Below are 19,268 nucleotides of genomic sequence, written 5' to 3'. Positions count from 1 at the left end.
TCACAATAAGGATTATTCCGTTGTGAAAACATTTAAGCCGCCTCGTCTTCTATACGGGGCATTTTTATTTCTATTAAATTCCTCCTTCCGTTTTGTAATACTTTTCTCAAGCAAGAAACAAATTAATGATGCAAAGTCTAACTTAAACAAAACCATTTAAGTAATGGGAATTTATTAAAATCGTGTAAAACAATCTCAAACAGCACTATTTACTTACAAAAGCAACCTTAACTGTTAAAATTTAAAAAAATAACTCATTGTTGTACCTATGTTGTACCTGAAAGAAAAAAATGAGCCTAAAATCGAGTTTAATAAACATAAAAAAGCCTTGTAATCACAGTGTTTACAAGGCTTTGTACTCAAGGTGGGAATCGAACCCACACTTCCGAAGAAATTGGATTTTGAATCCAACGCGTCTACCAATTCCGCCACTTGAGCATGATAGTTGATTTTTTATCAAAACCAGACTGCAAAAATAATCCATTTTTATTTAAACTTCCTAAAAATTACAGCACATATTTCTTTTCAAGTAAAAATAAATCCCTAAATTTGCACCGAATTTAAAAACCCAGTAGTGTTTTACACTAATAAACAACACGTTACGTATGCCTATAACTGAAGCTAAAATATTTACCTGTAATCAAAGTAGAGCATTAGCAGAGAAAATTGCAGCTTCCTATGGTACAACTTTAGGAAATGTAATAACCTCAACGTATAGTGATGGCGAATTTCAGCCTTCTTACGAAGAGTCTATTAGAGGTACACGTATCTTTATTATTGGTTCTACACACCCTGGACCTCAGAATTTAATGGAAATGTTATTAATGATTGATGCTGCAAAACGCTCATCGGCAAGACACATTACCGCGGTTTTACCTTATTTTGGTTGGGCAAGACAAGATCGTAAAGATAAACCTAGAGTGCCAATTGCAGCTAAATTAGTTGCTAAAATGCTGGAAACAGCTGGTGCTACTCGTATTATCACTATGGATTTACACGCCGATCAAATTCAAGGCTTTTTTGAAAAACCAGTCGATCACCTTTTTGCTTCCACAATCTTTTTACCTTACCTAAGATCCCTAAATTTAGATAACTTAACCATTGCATCTCCTGATATGGGAGGTTCAAAACGTGCTTACGCCTATTCTAAAGCTTTAGAAAGCGATGTTGTTATTTGTTATAAACAACGTGCGAAGGCCAATGTCATTTCTTACATGGAATTAATTGGTGATGTTACGGGTAAAAATGTTGTTTTAGTTGATGATATGGTAGATACTGCCGGAACATTAACTAAAGCAGCAGATTTAATGATGGAACGTGGTGCTTTAAGTGTAAGAGCTATTTGTACGCATCCTATTTTATCTGGAGACGCTTACAAGAAACTGGAAGCTTCAAAATTAGAAGAATTAATAGTAACAGACTCTATCCCTTTAACTCAACATAGCGATAAGATAAAAGTACTTACTTGTGCTAATTTGTTTGCTGGAGTGATGAAAGATGTTCATTACAACAGATCTATTAGTTCTAATTTTATAATGTAAATATAATTTAATACTTAATATAAATAAAAATGAAATCAATTACAATCAACGGATCTCTTAGAGAAAGCGTGGGCAAGAAAGTAACAAAAGCCTTACGTAATGCTGGCCAGGTTCCTTGCGTATTATACGGAGGAGAAAAACCAGTTCATTTTAAATCTCACGAATTGGCATTTTCATCACTTGTGTACACTCCAAATGCGCATACAGTTGTGATTACTTTAGAAAGTGGAGAAACGTATAATGCTATTATGCAAGACATACAGTTTCACCCAGTAACTGACAGTATCTTACACGTAGATTTCTATCAATTATTTGAAGATAAAGAAATCTCTATGGATATTCCTGTAACTTATATTGGTAGCTCTCGTGGTGTTAAAAATGGTGGTGTTTTACGTAAAAACAAACGTAGCTTAAGAGTAAAAGCTCTTCCTGCTAACTTACCAGATTTTATCGAAGCAGATATTACTCCTCTTAAAATTGGTGGTAAATTATACATTACTACTTTAGAGAACAAAGATTACAAATTCATGCATCCAGATAACACTGTAGTATGTCAAGTAAGACGTTCTAGAGCTGCTGTTATTGAAGACGAAGATGAAGATGAAGAAGGTGCAGCAGCAGAAGCTACTCCAGAAGCAACTGCAGAAGCTTAATCTTTAGCAATTCTATAAAAACAAAAGCATTCTGTGTATTCAGGATGCTTTTTTTTATTTTAGCAAAAATTTAAATCTGATATGTTCTCGTTTATTAAATCACTTTTTAATCCGAAATCTACGAACATAGATACGCAAGACAGTATGAAAAAATTCTTAATTGTTGGCCTTGGAAACATAGGAGATAAATACGAAAATACGCGCCATAATATTGGCTTTAAAGTATTAGATCATTTAGCGAAAAAAGAATCTTTAGATTTTGAAACTCAAAAATTAGGGGATTTAACATCTTATAAATTTAAAGGCAGAACCTTTATCCTTCTTAAGCCAAGCACGTATATGAATTTAAGCGGAAAAGCGGTTCAATACTGGATGACAAAAGAAAATATTCCTTTAGAAAATATATTGGTTATTACAGACGATTTAAATTTAGCTTTCGGAAGTATCCGACTTAAAGGAAAAGGAAGCGATGGCGGACATAACGGCTTAAAAGATATTCAAGACAAATTACAAACAGCAACGTATAACAGATTCCGATTTGGTATTAGTGACGAATTTAGTAAAGGCAGACAAATAGATTATGTATTAGGCGAATGGACTATCGAAGAAAATGAAAAACTTCCGGAACGCTTAGACAAAGCCGTAGAACTTATTAAATCTTTCGGTACTGCGGGGATGAATAACACTATGAACACCTTTAATGGGAAGTAGAGAATGAGCTGGGTATTGGGTCTTTAATACTTAGTTTTCAGTATTATAAACCAAATTATTACTCCAAAACACATGCTTTAAATTTTGAAATTTTAGGCATCAAAAAAGCCAAAAATCTTTCAACTCTTGGCTCTTAATCATCTTATTTAAAATCTCTAAAAGAGGTTATTCAACTACAATCTTCTTTATCGTTTTATTGACACCATTATTCACTTCTAATAAATACAATCCAGAAGCAACATGGTCTAATACAATATTCTGACTAAAAGCATAATCACTTTTATACGATTTAGAAAACACTTGTCTTCCACTTATATCATACAAAACAATATTTACATTGTTAGCAGAGGTTGCCTTTAGCGATACTGTAAAAGCACCTTTATTAGGATTTGGCCATATATTAAAACTACTAAAATTATTGTCTTCTACACCTAAAGTAGGCTGAACTTCTAATTTATAATCTTCTACCTCACCATCATATCCAGTTTCACAAGAAGTAGGATTACTTCTGTATTTTGTTGCGACACGCATAATTGTTTCATCACTTAAAACAGCATCTAAAGGCACTGTAATAATCAAAGGCGAATTTGTTGTAATACCATTTGTAACATTAGTAGCTTCTCCTAATTCATACATCTCGCCAGCATCATTAAAATCACAGTTATTATTCCAATCTATCCAAACTATGGTGTTTGTAGTATAATCTCCAGATGTATTTACATAAATAGAAATTGGATAATCCCCACCTCTTTTTACTTGATTTTCTATGGAAGTAAAATCGCTATAGCCCGTTTTACCAGAAACATTATCTATAGAATTAAAAATAACGCGTGTTGTAGATGTAACCAAACTAGGCACCGAATCGTTACCTGAAGACGCACACCTTGTACACAAACTTGTTGTAAAGCTAGATACTTTTGAATTCTCACTAACCGCACATTCATTTAACGCACGAACACGCCAATAATAGGTAGTTAAAGGTTCTAGAGCTTGAAAATCGAAATAGGTATCAGACAATTGATAAAAATTTACTTCTGCTGAAAAATCTGATGAAGTAGAGACTTCTAATTCATACTTCAATGCATATTCGGAGGCTTCCCAAGACAGTGTAATATCTTCTGAAACTTCTGTTGCTCCATTAGCCGGACTTGATAAATTCGGACTATTAATTTGCGAGGCTTCGATTTGTAAAGTCGCCACCACATATTGCGTTAACGAATTTGCTTTACCTATAATATTAATAGCGTGAGCGTCTATAGCTGCTTTATCAAAATTTTTCAACGTTAAAATAATATCTGCATCTTCCTGAGCTGTAGTAGCTGCAAAACTTGCTGTAACACCCGTTGGTAAATTTGAAACACTAAACGTTGTAACTTCATTAAAACCTGAAACTGTAGTGTACTGAAATGGAATATTTAAAGATGCATCACTATTACAAAACGTAAAAATTTCATCTGTAAGTTCAAGAACAAAAATTGGTCCTGATTTTTTTATACTGAAATCTGAATCAGAAATATCATAAAAAATATTATCTGCAGCCTCAACCATAATTCTACAACGATCGCTTTCGTTATCTGGAACTACAATAGTTTCCGAACCATCATTATCAACATTAGAAGCTAAAGTAATTGGATAGGTTGAACCACCATCTAAAGACAATTTAATATTCACTTTCTCGCTATTTATTGGAGCTGAATTTGTCTCTCCAACAATCCATTCTATATCTCGAGAAATACCTACATACCAATCTTCTGCCCTATTTGGTTTAGAGACTGTAAAAGGAGTTCCATCTACCACTGTTACTTTCATTAAATCTGTATTCACTTGTCCAATTCCAATCGGGAAACCGCTACCGTTATCTCTAACAGTAAAAGCAAAATTCATACTTCTTGCTACCGATGGTGTCACTTCCCATTTTGGAGTGATATTTCCAGCCGTAACATCGCTTAAATCTGGCAAATAACGATCTGGAGAAACTGTTGGTAAAATAGAGCGATACATAGGCCCAACAGTCCAAGTAGATTGTGGTGCGCCATCTGCTGGAGCACGTTCGGGATCGTTTTGAGACCAACTATATGTTAATGTGGATGTACCATCTGGATCTGTCCCTTCACCCCTTAAGACAAAAGGGGTAGACACTGGAATAGTATAATCTAGCCCTGCTAATGCTACTGGTGGCTTATTCTCTAAAACCGTTTGCTCGCCACAAGCGCTTACACCTCCGGGTTGTACATTTTGAGAAACATCTCTAATATTTACATAATTAAAATATGCATCGGAATGTTCCTGAACGTTATTCACACCACAAACTCCCGAATATCCCATGATAGAACTTCCAGAAGCAGGCTCTACTTCAGATCTTCCATTACCTGAACGCGAACACGTATTCATAGTATGCCAAGCTCCAAATTGATGCCCCATTTCGTGTGCTACAAAATCAATATCGAAGGCATCTCCTGTAGGATTAAACAACCCCGTATAGCCTCTTCCCTTAGACACTTCTTCTGTATAAGGTGCTACAGCATCTACACAAACACAGCCAATACATCCAGAGTTCCCACCGTTTGTTGTATTAAAATTATGCCCGATATCGTACAAACTTTCATCATTTAAAGTAGTGGATATAACTTCTTGCGTTTTTTCATTATACTCGTTACTCCATGGATCATTATCTAGATCGTAATAAATCAATTCGTCATTCCTGTCAATAAACACCAAGGTAATTGCTAAATCGCGTTCGTAAATCTCATTTACACGGTTTATAGTAATTGCCATTTGTGCCTGAATATTGGCTTTCTTTTCTGCTTCCGTCCCTTCCCCTGCAAATAAAGCACCGTATTTAGAGTTACAAGTCAGCGCCAAACGATATGTTCTTAAAGTACTATCGTCTGCACTTGAAATTTGAGATCCCAAATCTGTTTTTAAAGATTTTAAATCGATATTATCATCGGTAAGACATTCAAAATCCTGTGTATCTATACCTAAATCAGATCTATTATACACCATATATTTTTCACCTTCAACAGTATATGGATCTATAAAAACAGAACTTCTTTGTCCAGAAAGCGAAAATACATGCAATCCGTTTTGAGTTACACTAAAACGCATGGTCGCCGTTTTATCATCTATACCAATCGCTTTATAGGTTTTTATCATTGGAAATTTAGCCGATAATTTAGGTCCCATAATTGAAGATTCTGTCACCTCAAATTGCTGAAAAGAACCGTCCGACATAGGAAAATCCAGAATCATTCCTGCCGAATTTCTACGATTATCACTTAAAGGAGCTTGTTTTAATGCTGTTTTAAAGGCATCTAAGTCCAACTGAAAAACTTTAAACTTTTCTGGTTGGGTTTTGCGACCTATTGTTGCAGATGCAACACGTTCATTAGAAACATTTTTCCAAAAATTCGAAGTATTTTGACCAAAAATAAAACTGACGTGAAGAGACACTATTAAAAGCAAAAAAAGCTTTTTCATGTGAAGGTTTTTCATAAATTTAAATCTTTTTCATTACGATTATAAACCGCATTTTAATGTCACAAAATCATGGTCATTGCAAAAACATGACGTAGTTTTGCTTAAAATTGTGTATTACTCTATAAACGCTTACTTTAAGGTGAGCAAAAATATACTTTTTAAACAATTACTTAACGATTACTCTTTTATTAAATGGAAAAAGTCAGAAATTTTAACAATCTAGACTCCAAGATTTCAACAGTCGTAACAATAGGCACTTTTGATGGCGTTCATTTGGGACATCAAAAAATACTGAAACGACTAGTAAACACAGCCAAAGACACACATCTTAAGTCGGTTGTACTTACTTTTTTTCCACATCCTAGAATGGTACTCCAAAATGATGCCAATATTAAACTCATTAATACAATTGAAGAGCGGAGTTCTATTTTAGAGCAGTCTGGATTGGATTATTTATGTGTTCAAAAATTTACAAAAGAGTTTTCTAGACTGACTGCCGAAGATTTTGTAAAAAAAATTCTTGTCGACCAATTACAAGCCAAACGCGTTATAATAGGTTACGACCACCATTTTGGAAGAAACCGTTCTGCTAACATAAACGATTTACGAAAATTTGGCGAATTGTACGATTTTGAAGTTGAAGAAATTTCTGTTGAAGATGTAAACGAAGTTGCTGTAAGCTCTACAAAAATCAGGAAAGCACTTGACGCTGGCGATATTGAAAAAGCAAATGCATATTTAGGCTATCCGTTTTGTTTGAATGGTAGTGTAATTACTGGTAAAAGTATCGGGAAACAATTACAATATCCTACTGCAAATTTAAAAATTGAAGAAACGTACAAACTCATTCCAAAACAAGGGGTTTATGTTGTGAAATCTGAAATTGAAAACAAAACAATTTTCGGGATGATGAATATTGGAATTAATCCAACAATTTCTGACAGTACGTTACAACATATAGAAATTCACTTCTTTGATTTTGATGCCGATTTATACGGAAAACAACTAAAAATCGACATGCTTCACCGTCTTAGAGAAGAGCAAAAATTTGACTCTATTGACGCTTTAAAATTACAACTACAAAAAGACGAAAAAGAATCGAGACTCTTTATTGGGAAATTAAATGATTAATAAATTTTTATTTAAACATATAGACAATTCGGCATTAATTGTCTTCCGAATCATTTTCGGATTCCTGTGTTTTTCAGAAACTGTTGGCGCTATTTTTACAGGCTGGATTAAACGCACACTTATCGACCCTGATGTTACATTTTCGTTTATAGGCTTCGAATGGCTACAACCTCTTCCTGGAAATGGCATGTATTTTTATTATACAATTATGGGCCTTCTTGGCCTATGTATCATGGTAGGCTACAAATATAGATTTAGTATTATTTCGTTTACAATACTTTGGGCAGGTTGTTATTTTATGCAAAAAGCATCGTATAACAATCACTATTATTTATTAATTCTTTTAAGCGGATTAATGGCGTTGCAACCAGCAAATAAATATTTTTCTGTAGACGCTAAATTACATCCCGAAATAAAAGAGATTTCCATGCCACGCTGGTGCAGTTTGGTATTTATATTACAAATGTTAATTGTCTATACTTATGGTGCAATTAACAAAATTTACCCAGATTGGCTAGACACAACTGTAATGAGCCATTTAATGAGAAATAAAGCCAATTATTTTCTTGTTGGCGAATTCCTACAACACAAACCAGTACATTACTTTTTAACTTATGGCGGTATATTATTCGATGGTTTAATTATTCCTTTATTTTTATATAAACCGACACGAAAATTTGCATTCTTTGCCTCTGTTTTCTTTCATTTATTTAATTCATTTATTTTTCAAGTTGGAATTTTCCCTTATTTATCATTGGCTTTTGCCTTATTCTTTTTTGATACAGAGATTATTCATAAACTGTTTTTTAAAAACAAAAAAACCTATTACAATTCTGGAGAAGTTATAATCCCTAAATACAGAAATCTTGCACTTGGAGTGATGTCTGCATATTTTGTGGTGCAATTAATTTTACCAATTAGACACCATTTTATAAAAGACGATGTACTTTGGACAGAAGAAGGCCATCGTTTATCTTGGCGCATGATGCTACGTTCTAAAGGAGGACATGCAACTTACACCATTAAAAATCACACCCAGAACACAACCGAAAAAGTAGATTTAAAAGACTATTTATCGCCTAAACAAATACGATTAGCCCAAAGTAAACCAGATATTATGTGGCAATTTTCGCAACGATTAAAATCGGTGTATGCAGAAAAAGGCGATTCAATATCGGTGTATGTAAAAGCGCGAATTAGTGTAAACGGAAAACCTTCTAAACAATATATTAATACAGAAGTAGACCTCGCTAATGTAGAATGGTCTGCATGGAAGCATAGCGATTGGATTTTACCTTCAAAATAGGTTTATATTTTATTTCTTTCAACCTAAAATCTTATTACTTTTGTTTGTAATTAAGTTTCACCCGCGTTAAGGATTGCAGCGGCATCCTTTTTTACTTGTTTTGTTTTCTCACGTATAGTTTAGACTGAAGTTACAGTGTATTAAAAGCCTGAAAACATGATATAAACGAGTAAAAAAGATATAGCGTAAAGCCTGGTCTTGTTGATAAACAAGAAACGCCCAAATTAAAAAAATAAGATGTTACAAATACCCTTTATACGAGATAATAAAGAGCGCATTATTGCAAATTTAGCAAAGCGAAATATTGATGCTACAGATATGATTTCTGAAGTTATCGATCTTGATGAAGCACGCAGAAGCACTCAAGCACAGCTTGATAACACCTTGGCAGAAGCAAATACGTTATCGAAAGAGATTGGTATTTTGTTTAAAAGTGGTGAAACCCAAAAAGCGACTATTTTAAAAGGAAAAAGCGCGAATTTAAAAGAATTATCTAAAGATCTAACAGAGACTTTAAACGAAAAAACTGAAGCTCTAAATCAGTTGCTTTATAAAATACCAAACGTCCCAAACGATACGGTTCCTGCTGGAAATTCTGAAGACGATAACGAAGAGATTTTTAGAGCTGGAGACATCCCTACTTTATACGACGGCGCCATGCCACACTGGGAATTAGCAAAAAAATACGACATTATAGATTTTGAATTAGGAAACAAAATTGCAGGTGCTGGTTTTCCTGTTTATAAAGGAAAAGGCGCACGATTACAACGTGCGTTAATCGCATACTTTTTAGATAAAAACACAGCTGCTGGTTATACAGAATACCAATTACCACATTTGGTAAACGAAGCGTCTGGTTTTGGAACTGGACAATTGCCAGATAAAGAAGGACAAATGTACCATGTAACAGCAGATAATTTATATTTAATTCCAACTGCCGAAGTCCCTGGAACCAATATTTTTAGAGATGTGGTTTTAAACGAAAGTGATTTGCCAATTGGAATTACAGGCTACACGCCTTGTTTTAGACGTGAAGCTGGAAGTTATGGTGCACACGTTAGAGGTTTAAACAGATTACATCAATTTGATAAAGTTGAAATACTACGTGTCGAACATCCAGATAATTCTTACAAAGCATTAGACGGAATGGTGGCTCACGTAAAAAGCATTCTTGAAGACTTAAAATTACCATACAGAATTTTAAGATTATGTGGTGGTGATTTAGGATTTACAGCGGCTTTAACATTCGATTTTGAGGTGTTTTCTACAGCACAAGATCGTTGGTTAGAAATTTCTTCTGTTTCTAATTTTGAAACCTTTCAAGCAAATCGTTTAAAATTACGTTTTAAAAACAAAGAAGGCAAAAACGAATTGGCACATACTTTAAACGGAAGTTCTTTAGCCTTGCCAAGAGTTTTAGCTGGAATTTTAGAGAACTATCAAACTGAAAAAGGAATTGTTATTCCTGATGCTTTAATTCCTTATACTGGCTTTTCTATTATTGATTAAATCTCATTTTATACAGTTTACCCTACAAAACAGTACGGATAAACCGTAAATAATTCGATGAAATACTAAAAAAACGAGTTGTTGGACGAATTTGTCTGAATATATTTTGAATATTAAATATTTCTATGGAAATTTGTTTGGAGATAATGATTAACCTACAAATATTTAAGCACCTAAAAGAGCTAAATTAATAGTAGTATTCTTATAATTATAAGAAAATTAATAGTCTCAAAAATCAAAATTAAGGAGTTCAAAACAGTTTTGTTTTTTAACTGAAACTCATCATTAATAAAATACAGAAAAAATCCAACAGAGTAATTGAATCATACTTGAATTGACAGTAGATTAATAGCACTTTTATTTTGGTTGGTATAAATGCCTGATTTATCAGGCATTTTTTATACCCCTATTTTTCGTTTCTCATACGCACTTTCCTATCTTTACAAGAACTTAAAAAACTATGAGATTAATATTCGTTTATTGCATGCTTCTGAGTTTTTGCGTGTTTTCGCAAGAGGATCTGTCTGCAAAACAATATTTTAAAAATGGTGATTTTGAAAAAGCACTAATCTCTTATCAAAAACTACACGACAATAGGCCATCCAATACAAATTACATCAAGGCTCTGGTTGAAACACAGCAACAATTACAATATTATGCTGAAGCCCAATCGCTCTTAGAACACGCCTTAACGGAATTGGAATTCCCTGCGTTTTATGTGGAGCTAGGATATAATTATCAGTTGCAAGATAATACATCTAAAGCCAATGAAAATTATGAAAAAGCGATAGAGACTCTGAATATAAATCCGAATTATGTATTTTCTATTGCCAAGGAATTTCAAGACCATTCGCTTTTAGATTTAGCAATACGATCGTATGAAACAGCAATGAATCTAGACGAAAATTTAGATTTTAGTATGCAGTTATCTCAAATTTATGGAGAGCAAGGCGATGTTGAAAAAATGTTTGTGAGTTACACCGATTTTTTAGAGCAAAATCCGATTTTTATAAATGAAATAAAACGTGTTTTTAGTGATTTCTTAAACAACAATCCGAGTAACGAAAACAACACTATTCTTAGAAAAACATTGCTTAGAAAAATTCAGCAAGATCCAGAGCTTATTTGGAACGAGTTATTAAGCTGGTTATTTATTCAGCAGAAAGAATTCAACAAAGCATTTACACAAGAAAAGGCCATTTACAATCGTTTGCCTGAGAGTTTAAATAGAATGGAAGAATTAGCTTCAATAGCATCGACAGCAAAGGATTTTGAAACTGCTGCAACCATTTACAATTATATTATTGAAAACTCGCAAGATGCGTCAACAATACTAAGAGCGTATTACAATTTACTTCAGTTTAATACAACTATTGCTTCAGATAAAGGCTACAAGTCTATACAATCAGATTATTTAAAACTGTTTGAAACCTATGGCACAAAAACGCAAACTTTAGACCTTCAAATTGCTTACGGTCACTTTTTGGCTTTCAATTTACACCAAACTGCAGAAGCCGAAAATTTTTTAAAGCAATCGCTAAAACAAAACCTAAACGACACTCAAACAGCAGAAGTTAAATTAGAACTAGCTGACATATTAGTCCTACAAGAAAAATTTAATGAAGCTTTAATTTATTACACACAAATACAACGGAGTTTAAAAAACAGTATCATCTCGCAAGAAGCCAGATTTAGGGTAGCAAAAACAAGTTACTATAAAGGTGATTTTAAATGGGCAGAATCACAATTAAATATTTTAAAGCAATCGACATCTCAACTAATTGCCAACGATGCATTAGAATTAAAACTTCTTATTTCTGATAACAAGTATGAAGACTCAACTCAAACCGCTTTGAAACTATATGCAAAAGCAGATTTATTAGCCTATCAAAACAAACCTACAGAAGCTATTTCTGTATTAGACACCCTATTAATAAATCACGGAGCAGAACCTATTTCGGAGCAAGCTTTATACAAACAGGCACAATTATTCGAGGCTCAAAAAGAGTATGGAAAAGCCGAAAATAATTATCAGTTATTAATTACAAATCACAAAGACGGCTTATTAACAGACGACTCATATTTTGCCTTGGCAGAGTTATATAATAACGAGCTTAATTTACCCGAAAAAGCAAAACCATTATACGAATATATTATATTCAACTTTGCCGATAGCATCTATTTTGTAGAATCTAGATCACAATTTAGAATGTTGCGAGGAGACTCCCTAAACCAATAACTTATGCACATATCCTCTACAGAAAGATTACATATTGAAGAACTAAACACTGCTGATGCACCTTTTATTCTCGAACTTTTAAACACACCAAATTGGTTGAAATTTATTGGTGATCGCAATATAAAATCTACTAAAGCAGCAGAGGATTATATAACGAATAATCATCTAAAAAGTTATCGCGAAAATGATTTTGGCTTTTATAAGTTACTTTTAAAATCTGAAAACTTAAAACCTATTGGTTGCTGCGGATTAATAAAACGTCCAGAATTAGAAGGCGTCGATATTGGTTTTGCATTTTTACAAGAATACGAAGGACGAGGATTTGGCTTTGAATCTGCATCTGCTATTCTAGATATCGCCAAAACAAAATTTAAATTGAATGAAGTTTTGGCAATAGCGTTACCAACTAACCCCAATTCGATTAAATTACTTGAGAAATTAGGACTAACTTACCAAAAAACAATAATTCCTTTTGATGATGGCAAGGAGTTGTTGTTATTTGCAAAAAAATTAAATTAAAATGTATATTTATAATGTAACCTCAAATGTTAGCGATGCGGTTCACGACACCTGGATCACTTGGATGAAACAAGAACATATCCCTCAGGTTTTATCGGTTGGCACATTTTACGAAGCCAAACTAACCCGCGTACTTGTTGAAGGCGAAATAGGGGACAAAACCTATTCTGTACAATACAGTGCAAAAACACGAGAAGACTTAGACCTATATTACAATCAATTTTCAGATTTATTACGAACAGAAGCATTAAAAAAGTTCGGTGAAAACGTATTGGCTTTTAGAACAGAGCTAGAAGTTATAGACGTTTACAACGTAACAAAACATTAATTTATATATGACGGTAAAAGCAAAAAAACATTTAGGCCAGCACTTTCTTAAAGACGAAACTATTGCTGAAAAAATAGCAAACTCATTGTCGTTTGAAGGCTACAAGAATGTCTTAGAAATTGGGCCAGGTATGGGTGTTTTAACCAAGTATTTGCTTAAGAAGCCTACGAAAACATATGTTGTAGAAATTGATCCTGAATCGGTAGAATATCTTAAAGCAAACTATTTAAATTTAGCCGATCGGGTAATAGAAAAAGATTTCTTAAAATACGATATTAACGAAGTGTTTAAAGGCGAGTCCTTTGCTGTTATTGGGAATTACCCGTATAACATTTCGACACAAATTGTATTTAAAACCTTAGAAATGCGGGATCAAATTCCAGAATTCTCGGGTATGTTTCAAAAGGAAGTTGCACAGCGTATTTGCGAAAAAGAAGGTAGTAAAGCCTACGGTATTTTATCGGTATTAACACAAGCATTTTACAAAGCAGAATATTTATTTACAGTACTGCCACATGTGTTTAATCCGCCACCAAAAGTAGAATCCGGAGTATTGCGTTTAACACGAAAAGAAGACTACAGTTTAGACTGTAATGAAGCCATGCTTTTCAAAGTTGTTAAGACATCATTCCAGCAACGAAGAAAAACACTTCGTAACAGTTTAAAAACATTCAATCTATCAGATAGTTTAAGAGAAGATAGTATCTTTGGGCAACGTCCTGAACAACTTTCGGTAGCACAATTTATCGCGCTTACTAAGCGTATAGAAAACGACTTAAAAACACAAAATTAGTGGAGGAAAACGAAGACAATATTAAGTTTAAAATAAGTGACGAGCTTATTGAAAATGTGGAACAATTAATTGAATCTAAAGATGATACAAACATCTTAGAACTTTTAAATGATATTCACCATGCTGATATTGCCGAAATTCTAGAAGAAATAGACATAGAGCATGCGACCTATGTTATTAAACTTTTAGATAGTGTAAAGACTTCTGAAGTATTAATGGAATTAGACGAGGACACTCGTGAAAAAATTCTAGCAACACTATCTGCCAAAGAAATTGCCGAAGAAATCGAGGAACTCGATACCGATGATGCGGCAGATATGATCTCGGAGCTACCAGAAGACCGGCAGCAACACGTTATAAATCATATTGAAGATCAAGAGCACGCTCAAGATATTAAAGATTTATTGCGTTATGACGATAATGTTGCAGGTGGATTAATGGCCAAAGAACTTGTAAAAGTTAATGAGAACTGGACCGTTACCCAATGTGTAAAAGAAATGCGTGCACAAGCAGAAGAAGTTACTCGCGTACACTCCATTTATGTAGTCGATGACAATCAAAAACTTATAGGCCGTCTATCTCTAAAAGATTTACTTATCGCTTCCCCAAGAACTCATATTTCAACGGTATACATTCCAAAAGTGGACTATGTATATGTAAATGAAGATATTGAAGAAGTCGCTAATATCATGCAAAAATACGACTTAGAAGCCATTCCTGTAGTCGACAAAAATCATATACTATTAGGCCGCATTACCATTGATGACATTGTAGATGTTATTCGCGAAGAAGCAGAAAAAGATTATCAACTTGCAGCTGGTATTACACGAGATGTAGAGGCAGACGATAGTATCTGGAAACTAACAAAAGCCCGACTTCCTTGGTTATTAATTGGAATGTTTGGCGGTTTAGGAGCGGCTAGTATTATAAACAGTTTTAGTGGCGCCATGGGCGACTACATTATTCTATTAAGCTTTGTCCCTCTTATTCAAGCTACAGCAGGAAACGTAGGCGTACAATCTTCAGCCATTGTGGTTCAAGGACTAGCAAATAACACTTTAGACAGTAGTCTTGTTAGACAATTATTAAAAGAATTTACACTAGGTTTAGTAAATGGTCTAGCTATTGCACTAATTGCTTTATGCGTTACACACTTTGTCTTTGGAACGCCTTATGTAGTTTCCATTACTATTGGCTTAGCACTAATTGCAGTTATTGTTATGGCCGCAATTATTGGTACATTCATTCCCATTATTTTAGATAAACGCGGTATAGATCCAGCCGTTGCGACAGGTCCGTTTATTACCACAAGTAACGATGTTTTTGGAATCTTAATTTATTTCTTAATTGCAAAAGCAATGCTAGGGTTTTAATTTGGGCGTTCCCCAAAATGGGTCAGGCTTTCTCGACTCGCTTTTTTAGGTTGGAAAAACACCTAAAAAGAGGGCAAACAAATCGCTCAATCCTTAACGCAAAAGTTCGTAAATTTGAAATCTAATTCAGCATTATGACCATTCTTCATCTCGATAGTAATCATCCGCTTTTAAAAAATCAGTTAATAGATTTAGGATTCGAAAATCACGACGATTTCACTTCAACAAAATCAGAAATTGAAGCCAAAATAAATCAGTATGATGGGATTATTATAAGAAGTCGTTTCACTATCGACAAACAATTTCTAGATGCAGCAACCAATTTAAAATTCATAGGTCGCGTAGGCGCTGGATTAGAAAACATAGATTGCGATTATGCCCAGTCTAGAGGTGTTTACCTGATTTCGGCTCCCGAAGGCAATAGAAATGCAGTTGGAGAACACACATTAGGTATGCTCCTATCTCTATTCAACAAACTAAATAAAGCCGATCGCGAAGTTCGTGAAGGCAAATGGTTACGCGAAGATAATCGTGGCTTAGAATTAGATGGGAAAACGGTTGGAATAATTGGTTATGGAAACATGGGAAATTCATTCGCAAAAAAACTACGTGGATTCGATGTTAAGGTGCTGTGTTACGACATTAAAGAGGGTGTCGGAAACGAAAACGCAACACAAGTATCTTTAGAAACTTTTCAAACAGAAGTCGATGTTGTGAGTTTACATACACCTCAAACTCTGCTAACTCAAAACATGATTAATGCCGAATTCATCAACGGATTTAAAAAGCCCTTTTGGTTTTTAAATACCGCAAGAGGAAAAAGTGTGGTTACTACAGATTTAGTTTCAGCATTACAAAACAAACAGATTTTAGGCGCTGGATTAGATGTTTTAGAATATGAAAAAGCATCCTTCGAAAACTTGTTTACGGAAGACAATATGCCTGAAGCATTACACTATTTAATTCAGTCAGAACAGGTGTTATTATCACCGCATGTTGCCGGTTGGACAATTGAAAGCAAAGAAAAACTGGCGCAAACTATAGTCGATAAAATAAAAGCAAAATTTATGTAACTTTAGGCTAAACCAAATCATTAGCTAATGACTTACGATGCCAAAACTCCCGACGAATACATCTCACTTTTACCCGAAGACCGGAAAGTTGCGATGTCTAAATTAAGAGCCGTTATTTTAAAACACCTTCCAAAAGGTTTTCAAGAAACCATAAGTTATGGTATGATTGGCTATGTGGTACCTCACGAATTATATCCCGAAGGTTACCATTGCGAACCCAAATTACCTTTACCGTTTATTAGTATCGCTTCTCAGAAAAATTTTATTGCCTTATATCACATGGGTATTTACGCCGATGAAAACCTACTGAATTGGTTTATTTCAGAATTCCCTAAGCATTCAAAATACAAACTAGATATGGGAAAAAGCTGCATTCGATTTAAAAAACCTGAAGCTATTCCTCATAAACTCATTGCTGAATTAGTCTCAAAAATGACGCCACAGCAATGGATTACTAAATACGAAAAGGTCTTTAAGTAATTGGTAATTAAAAATATTAGATTTTGACACTTTAAAATTTTAAAACACTACGTTACAAAATCTAAAGTAAGTAGTCAGCACGCTTACTATGCATAGTTTGAACTTTAAAAATCATAGAAACTCATTTTCAATTCAATTCTTTTTTTCACTACCTTTATTTCTATAACCTTTTAACAACTAACTTCTTATGTCTGACGATAGCAAAAACACAAACGACGATCTAAATAAAAAAGCTAACAAATTTACGGAAGATTCCAATATGAGTATTGACGATGCTAAAAGCACCACTTCCAATGCGAGCCATGATATTAAAGAAGCGGTCGAAGATCTTAAAAACGAAGCCTCTGAATTTTCTAAAGATTCAAAAGATAAATTCGACACCTTTTCTGAAGACTCTAAAAAATCGTTGGAAGACGTGAAGGTTAAAGTAGATAAATTTGCTGAAGATTCTAAAAAAAAAGCAAACGAGTTTTCGGATGAAGCAAAGAACAAGGCTGATAAAATTTCAGAAGACACTAAAAAATCGTTTGAAGACGCAAAAGTTGAAGCAGACAAATTTGCTGAAGATTCTAAAAAGAAAGCAAACGAGTTTTCGGATGAAGCGAAGAACAAGGCTGATAAAATTTCGGGAGACACTGAAAAATCGTTTGAAGACGCAAAGTTTAAAGCAGACAAATTTGCTGAAGATTCTAAAAAGAAAGCGAATCAGTTTTCTGATGAAGCTAAGAACAAGGCTGATGAAATTTCGGGAGACACTAAAAAATCGTTTGAAGACGCAAAAGTTGAAGCAGACAAATTTGCTGAAGATTCTAAAAAGAAAGCAAACGAGTTTTCGGATGACACAACGAAGAAATTCAATGAGTTTTCTGAAGACGGTAAAAAAGCGGCAAATGAATTCGCAGATGATGCAAAACACATCCTTACTGATGGTAAAAATGTAGCCATTATTGCACATTTAACTATAATAGGCTGGGTAATTGCTTTAATATTAAATAACAATAATAAAACAAGTTACGGCTCTTTTTATATTAGACAAACTTTAGGCATAGGACTCATGGGGCTTTTGAGTTTTATTCCTTTGATTGGTTGGGTTATCGGTGTTTTCGCATTTATTCTGTGGATAGTGAGTTTAATAAATGCTCTGGGCGGAAACACCAAACCGGTATTTGTTGTCGGAGATAAATTCCAAGAATGGTTCGTTTCTTCATAACACACAAAAAAGCTGAAGGTTTTAAAATCTTCAGCTTTTTTTCTATCTATTTAATAAACGCGTAACGCATACTAATTTAAACCTCTGTAGTATTGTCTTTGTATTTATACACATTCGCTAATCACTTGTTTTTCTTGGCAAGGAAAACAAGTGATTATTATTATAGTTATAAGCTTTTTCATTTTAATCACAGCTTATACCAGTATTATTGAACTTTATAAAACTCTAAAGGACTACAATGCAAACAATTTTTGTCCTTAAGTAATATAAAGTTAGGTTGTATTAACTTAATCAAATACTACTCAATATTAAATGTACCAGGGGGTCAACTCGTTTTTGGAATGAACTAATTTTATTTCCCCTAAGGCTTTTATTCTATGTTCTTTAAATAAGAAACAACTATCGTTTTTGATTTCAATAGAGGTAATATACCTATCATAATCAACATATTGAGGTTTTAAAAGATACCTGCCTTCAAATTTTTTTAATATTTGTTTTTTTTGACTTATCGTATTGATTCTAGCCCATACATATAAATTTATAACTTCATCATTACTTAATATAGATTTGTATTCTGGTATCAATATACTGTCAAGTAAGGAGTGACTTTCTTTTTTATAAATTTCATTAAATTTATAAAAACTACTAGATTAGTATTCATAGTTTAGCTTTAGAACACTATCATATTTTTTTACAAGTTTTTTATTGATTTAGACTCTTCAACTTTTACTTCTTTTTTACAGTTAAAAAAAACAAATAATGCTGTCAATAATATTATATTTTTAATCAATAGCGTCCTAAACGTTTAAAAAAAGAGAAAGGAAATTTTGTTCCGCAAAGTTACCTTTGTGGTGCACCACAAAAACCCTTTCTCCGATGATAAATATAACATTGTTTTCTCAAATAATTTCAAAATTAGATA

The 19,268-nt window shown here is 33.6% G+C and carries 15 protein-coding genes and 1 tRNA gene; 14 read left to right on the top strand and 2 right to left on the bottom strand.

Going from position 1 to position 19,268, the window contains the following annotated elements; translation table 11 throughout:
- Positions 1–356 precede the first annotated feature (356 nt).
- A tRNA-Leu gene (locus R6X41_RS00080) sits at positions 357–438 on the bottom strand.
- A gap of 167 nt (positions 439–605) precedes the next feature.
- On the opposite strand from R6X41_RS00080, the gene R6X41_RS00075 reads away from it, so the two are divergent.
- From R6X41_RS00075 to pth, 3 genes are all read left to right on the top strand, one after another.
- On the top strand, positions 606–1,541 hold the full coding sequence (locus R6X41_RS00075) for a ribose-phosphate pyrophosphokinase (RefSeq protein WP_318496618.1): 936 nt from the start codon (positions 606–608) through the stop codon (positions 1,539–1,541).
- 29 nt (positions 1,542–1,570) lie between these two features.
- Positions 1,571–2,194, top strand: a complete 624-nt coding sequence (locus R6X41_RS00070; RefSeq protein WP_318496617.1) for a 50S ribosomal protein L25/general stress protein Ctc — start codon at positions 1,571–1,573, stop codon at positions 2,192–2,194.
- A gap of 81 nt (positions 2,195–2,275) precedes the next feature.
- Positions 2,276–2,905, top strand: a complete 630-nt coding sequence (gene pth, locus R6X41_RS00065; protein ID WP_318496616.1) for an aminoacyl-tRNA hydrolase — start codon at positions 2,276–2,278, stop codon at positions 2,903–2,905.
- Positions 2,906–3,070: 165 nt separating this feature from the next.
- Here the strand turns inward: pth and R6X41_RS00060 are convergent, their stop codons facing one another.
- Complete coding sequence (locus R6X41_RS00060; protein WP_318496615.1) at positions 3,071–6,385, bottom strand: reprolysin-like metallopeptidase; 3,315 nt, start codon at positions 6,383–6,385, stop codon at positions 3,071–3,073.
- Positions 6,386–6,577: 192 nt separating this feature from the next.
- Here R6X41_RS00060 and R6X41_RS00055 point away from each other — a divergent pair, with 192 nt between their 5' ends.
- From R6X41_RS00055 to R6X41_RS00005, 11 genes are all read left to right on the top strand, one after another.
- Positions 6,578–7,516 carry a bifunctional riboflavin kinase/FAD synthetase gene (locus tag R6X41_RS00055; RefSeq protein ID WP_318496614.1) on the top strand — a complete coding sequence of 313 codons (939 nt, stop codon included), beginning with the start codon at positions 6,578–6,580 and terminating at the stop codon, positions 7,514–7,516.
- Positions 7,509–8,822 (top strand): HTTM domain-containing protein, encoded by a 1,314-nt coding sequence (locus R6X41_RS00050; RefSeq protein ID WP_318496613.1) that lies wholly within the window; start codon positions 7,509–7,511, stop codon positions 8,820–8,822. Before R6X41_RS00055 ends, R6X41_RS00050 begins: the two co-directional genes overlap by 8 nt.
- A 237-nt stretch (positions 8,823–9,059) precedes the next feature.
- The gene (gene serS / locus R6X41_RS00045; RefSeq protein WP_318496612.1) at positions 9,060–10,331 is read left to right on the top strand and encodes a serine--tRNA ligase; all 1,272 of its coding nucleotides are present in this window, start codon (positions 9,060–9,062) and stop codon (positions 10,329–10,331) included.
- 460 nt (positions 10,332–10,791) lie between these two features.
- Positions 10,792–12,570, top strand: a complete 1,779-nt coding sequence (locus R6X41_RS00040; protein ID WP_318496611.1) for a tetratricopeptide repeat protein — start codon at positions 10,792–10,794, stop codon at positions 12,568–12,570.
- Positions 12,571–12,573: 3 nt separating this feature from the next.
- Complete coding sequence (locus R6X41_RS00035) at positions 12,574–13,089, top strand: GNAT family N-acetyltransferase (RefSeq protein WP_318496610.1); 516 nt, start codon at positions 12,574–12,576, stop codon at positions 13,087–13,089.
- A 1-nt stretch (position 13,090) separates the two neighbouring features.
- Positions 13,091–13,417 (top strand): DUF4286 family protein, encoded by a 327-nt coding sequence (locus R6X41_RS00030; protein WP_318496609.1) that lies wholly within the window; start codon positions 13,091–13,093, stop codon positions 13,415–13,417.
- Between the two features lie 7 nt (positions 13,418–13,424).
- On the top strand, positions 13,425–14,210 hold the full coding sequence (gene rsmA, locus R6X41_RS00025) for a 16S rRNA (adenine(1518)-N(6)/adenine(1519)-N(6))-dimethyltransferase RsmA (RefSeq protein WP_318496608.1): 786 nt from the start codon (positions 13,425–13,427) through the stop codon (positions 14,208–14,210).
- Complete coding sequence (gene mgtE, locus R6X41_RS00020) at positions 14,210–15,583, top strand: magnesium transporter (protein ID WP_318496607.1); 1,374 nt, start codon at positions 14,210–14,212, stop codon at positions 15,581–15,583. Before rsmA ends, mgtE begins: the two co-directional genes overlap by 1 nt.
- Positions 15,584–15,717: 134 nt before the next feature.
- On the top strand, positions 15,718–16,656 hold the full coding sequence (locus R6X41_RS00015) for a 2-hydroxyacid dehydrogenase (protein WP_318496606.1): 939 nt from the start codon (positions 15,718–15,720) through the stop codon (positions 16,654–16,656).
- A 27-nt stretch (positions 16,657–16,683) separates the two neighbouring features.
- On the top strand, positions 16,684–17,136 hold the full coding sequence (locus R6X41_RS00010; RefSeq protein WP_318496605.1) for a DUF1801 domain-containing protein: 453 nt from the start codon (positions 16,684–16,686) through the stop codon (positions 17,134–17,136).
- A gap of 187 nt (positions 17,137–17,323) precedes the next feature.
- Positions 17,324–18,346, top strand: a complete 1,023-nt coding sequence (locus tag R6X41_RS00005) for a DUF4870 domain-containing protein (protein ID WP_318496604.1) — start codon at positions 17,324–17,326, stop codon at positions 18,344–18,346.
- The last annotated feature ends 922 nt before the right edge of the window (positions 18,347–19,268 follow it).

It is taken from the genome of Formosa sejongensis (genome assembly GCF_033447105.1).
In the GTDB taxonomy this organism is placed as follows: Bacteria; Bacteroidota; Bacteroidia; order Flavobacteriales; family Flavobacteriaceae; genus Formosa.
This window is presented reverse-complemented; position numbering and strand designations above follow the sequence as displayed.

Excerpts from the sequence above, each read along its gene's own strand:
- R6X41_RS00050 (WP_318496613.1), top strand. The coding sequence starts at position 7,509 with ATGATTAATAAATTTTTATTTAAACATATAGACAATTCGGCATTAATT.
- R6X41_RS00040 (WP_318496611.1), top strand. The coding sequence starts at position 10,792 with ATGAGATTAATATTCGTTTATTGCATGCTTCTGAGTTTTTGCGTGTTT.
- R6X41_RS00010 (WP_318496605.1), top strand. The coding sequence starts at position 16,684 with ATGACTTACGATGCCAAAACTCCCGACGAATACATCTCACTTTTACCC.
- pth (WP_318496616.1), top strand. The coding sequence starts at position 2,276 with ATGTTCTCGTTTATTAAATCACTTTTTAATCCGAAATCTACGAACATA.
- R6X41_RS00035 (WP_318496610.1), top strand. The coding sequence starts at position 12,574 with ATGCACATATCCTCTACAGAAAGATTACATATTGAAGAACTAAACACT.
- serS (WP_318496612.1), top strand. The coding sequence starts at position 9,060 with ATGTTACAAATACCCTTTATACGAGATAATAAAGAGCGCATTATTGCA.
- R6X41_RS00005 (WP_318496604.1), top strand. The coding sequence starts at position 17,324 with ATGTCTGACGATAGCAAAAACACAAACGACGATCTAAATAAAAAAGCT.
- R6X41_RS00015 (WP_318496606.1), top strand. The coding sequence starts at position 15,718 with ATGACCATTCTTCATCTCGATAGTAATCATCCGCTTTTAAAAAATCAG.
- R6X41_RS00070 (WP_318496617.1), top strand. The coding sequence starts at position 1,571 with ATGAAATCAATTACAATCAACGGATCTCTTAGAGAAAGCGTGGGCAAG.
- R6X41_RS00030 (WP_318496609.1), top strand. The coding sequence starts at position 13,091 with ATGTATATTTATAATGTAACCTCAAATGTTAGCGATGCGGTTCACGAC.
- R6X41_RS00055 (WP_318496614.1), top strand. The coding sequence starts at position 6,578 with ATGGAAAAAGTCAGAAATTTTAACAATCTAGACTCCAAGATTTCAACA.
- R6X41_RS00075 (WP_318496618.1), top strand. The coding sequence starts at position 606 with ATGCCTATAACTGAAGCTAAAATATTTACCTGTAATCAAAGTAGAGCA.
- rsmA (WP_318496608.1), top strand. The coding sequence starts at position 13,425 with ATGACGGTAAAAGCAAAAAAACATTTAGGCCAGCACTTTCTTAAAGAC.
- R6X41_RS00060 (WP_318496615.1), bottom strand. The coding sequence starts at position 6,385 with ATGAAAAAGCTTTTTTTGCTTTTAATAGTGTCTCTTCACGTCAGTTTT.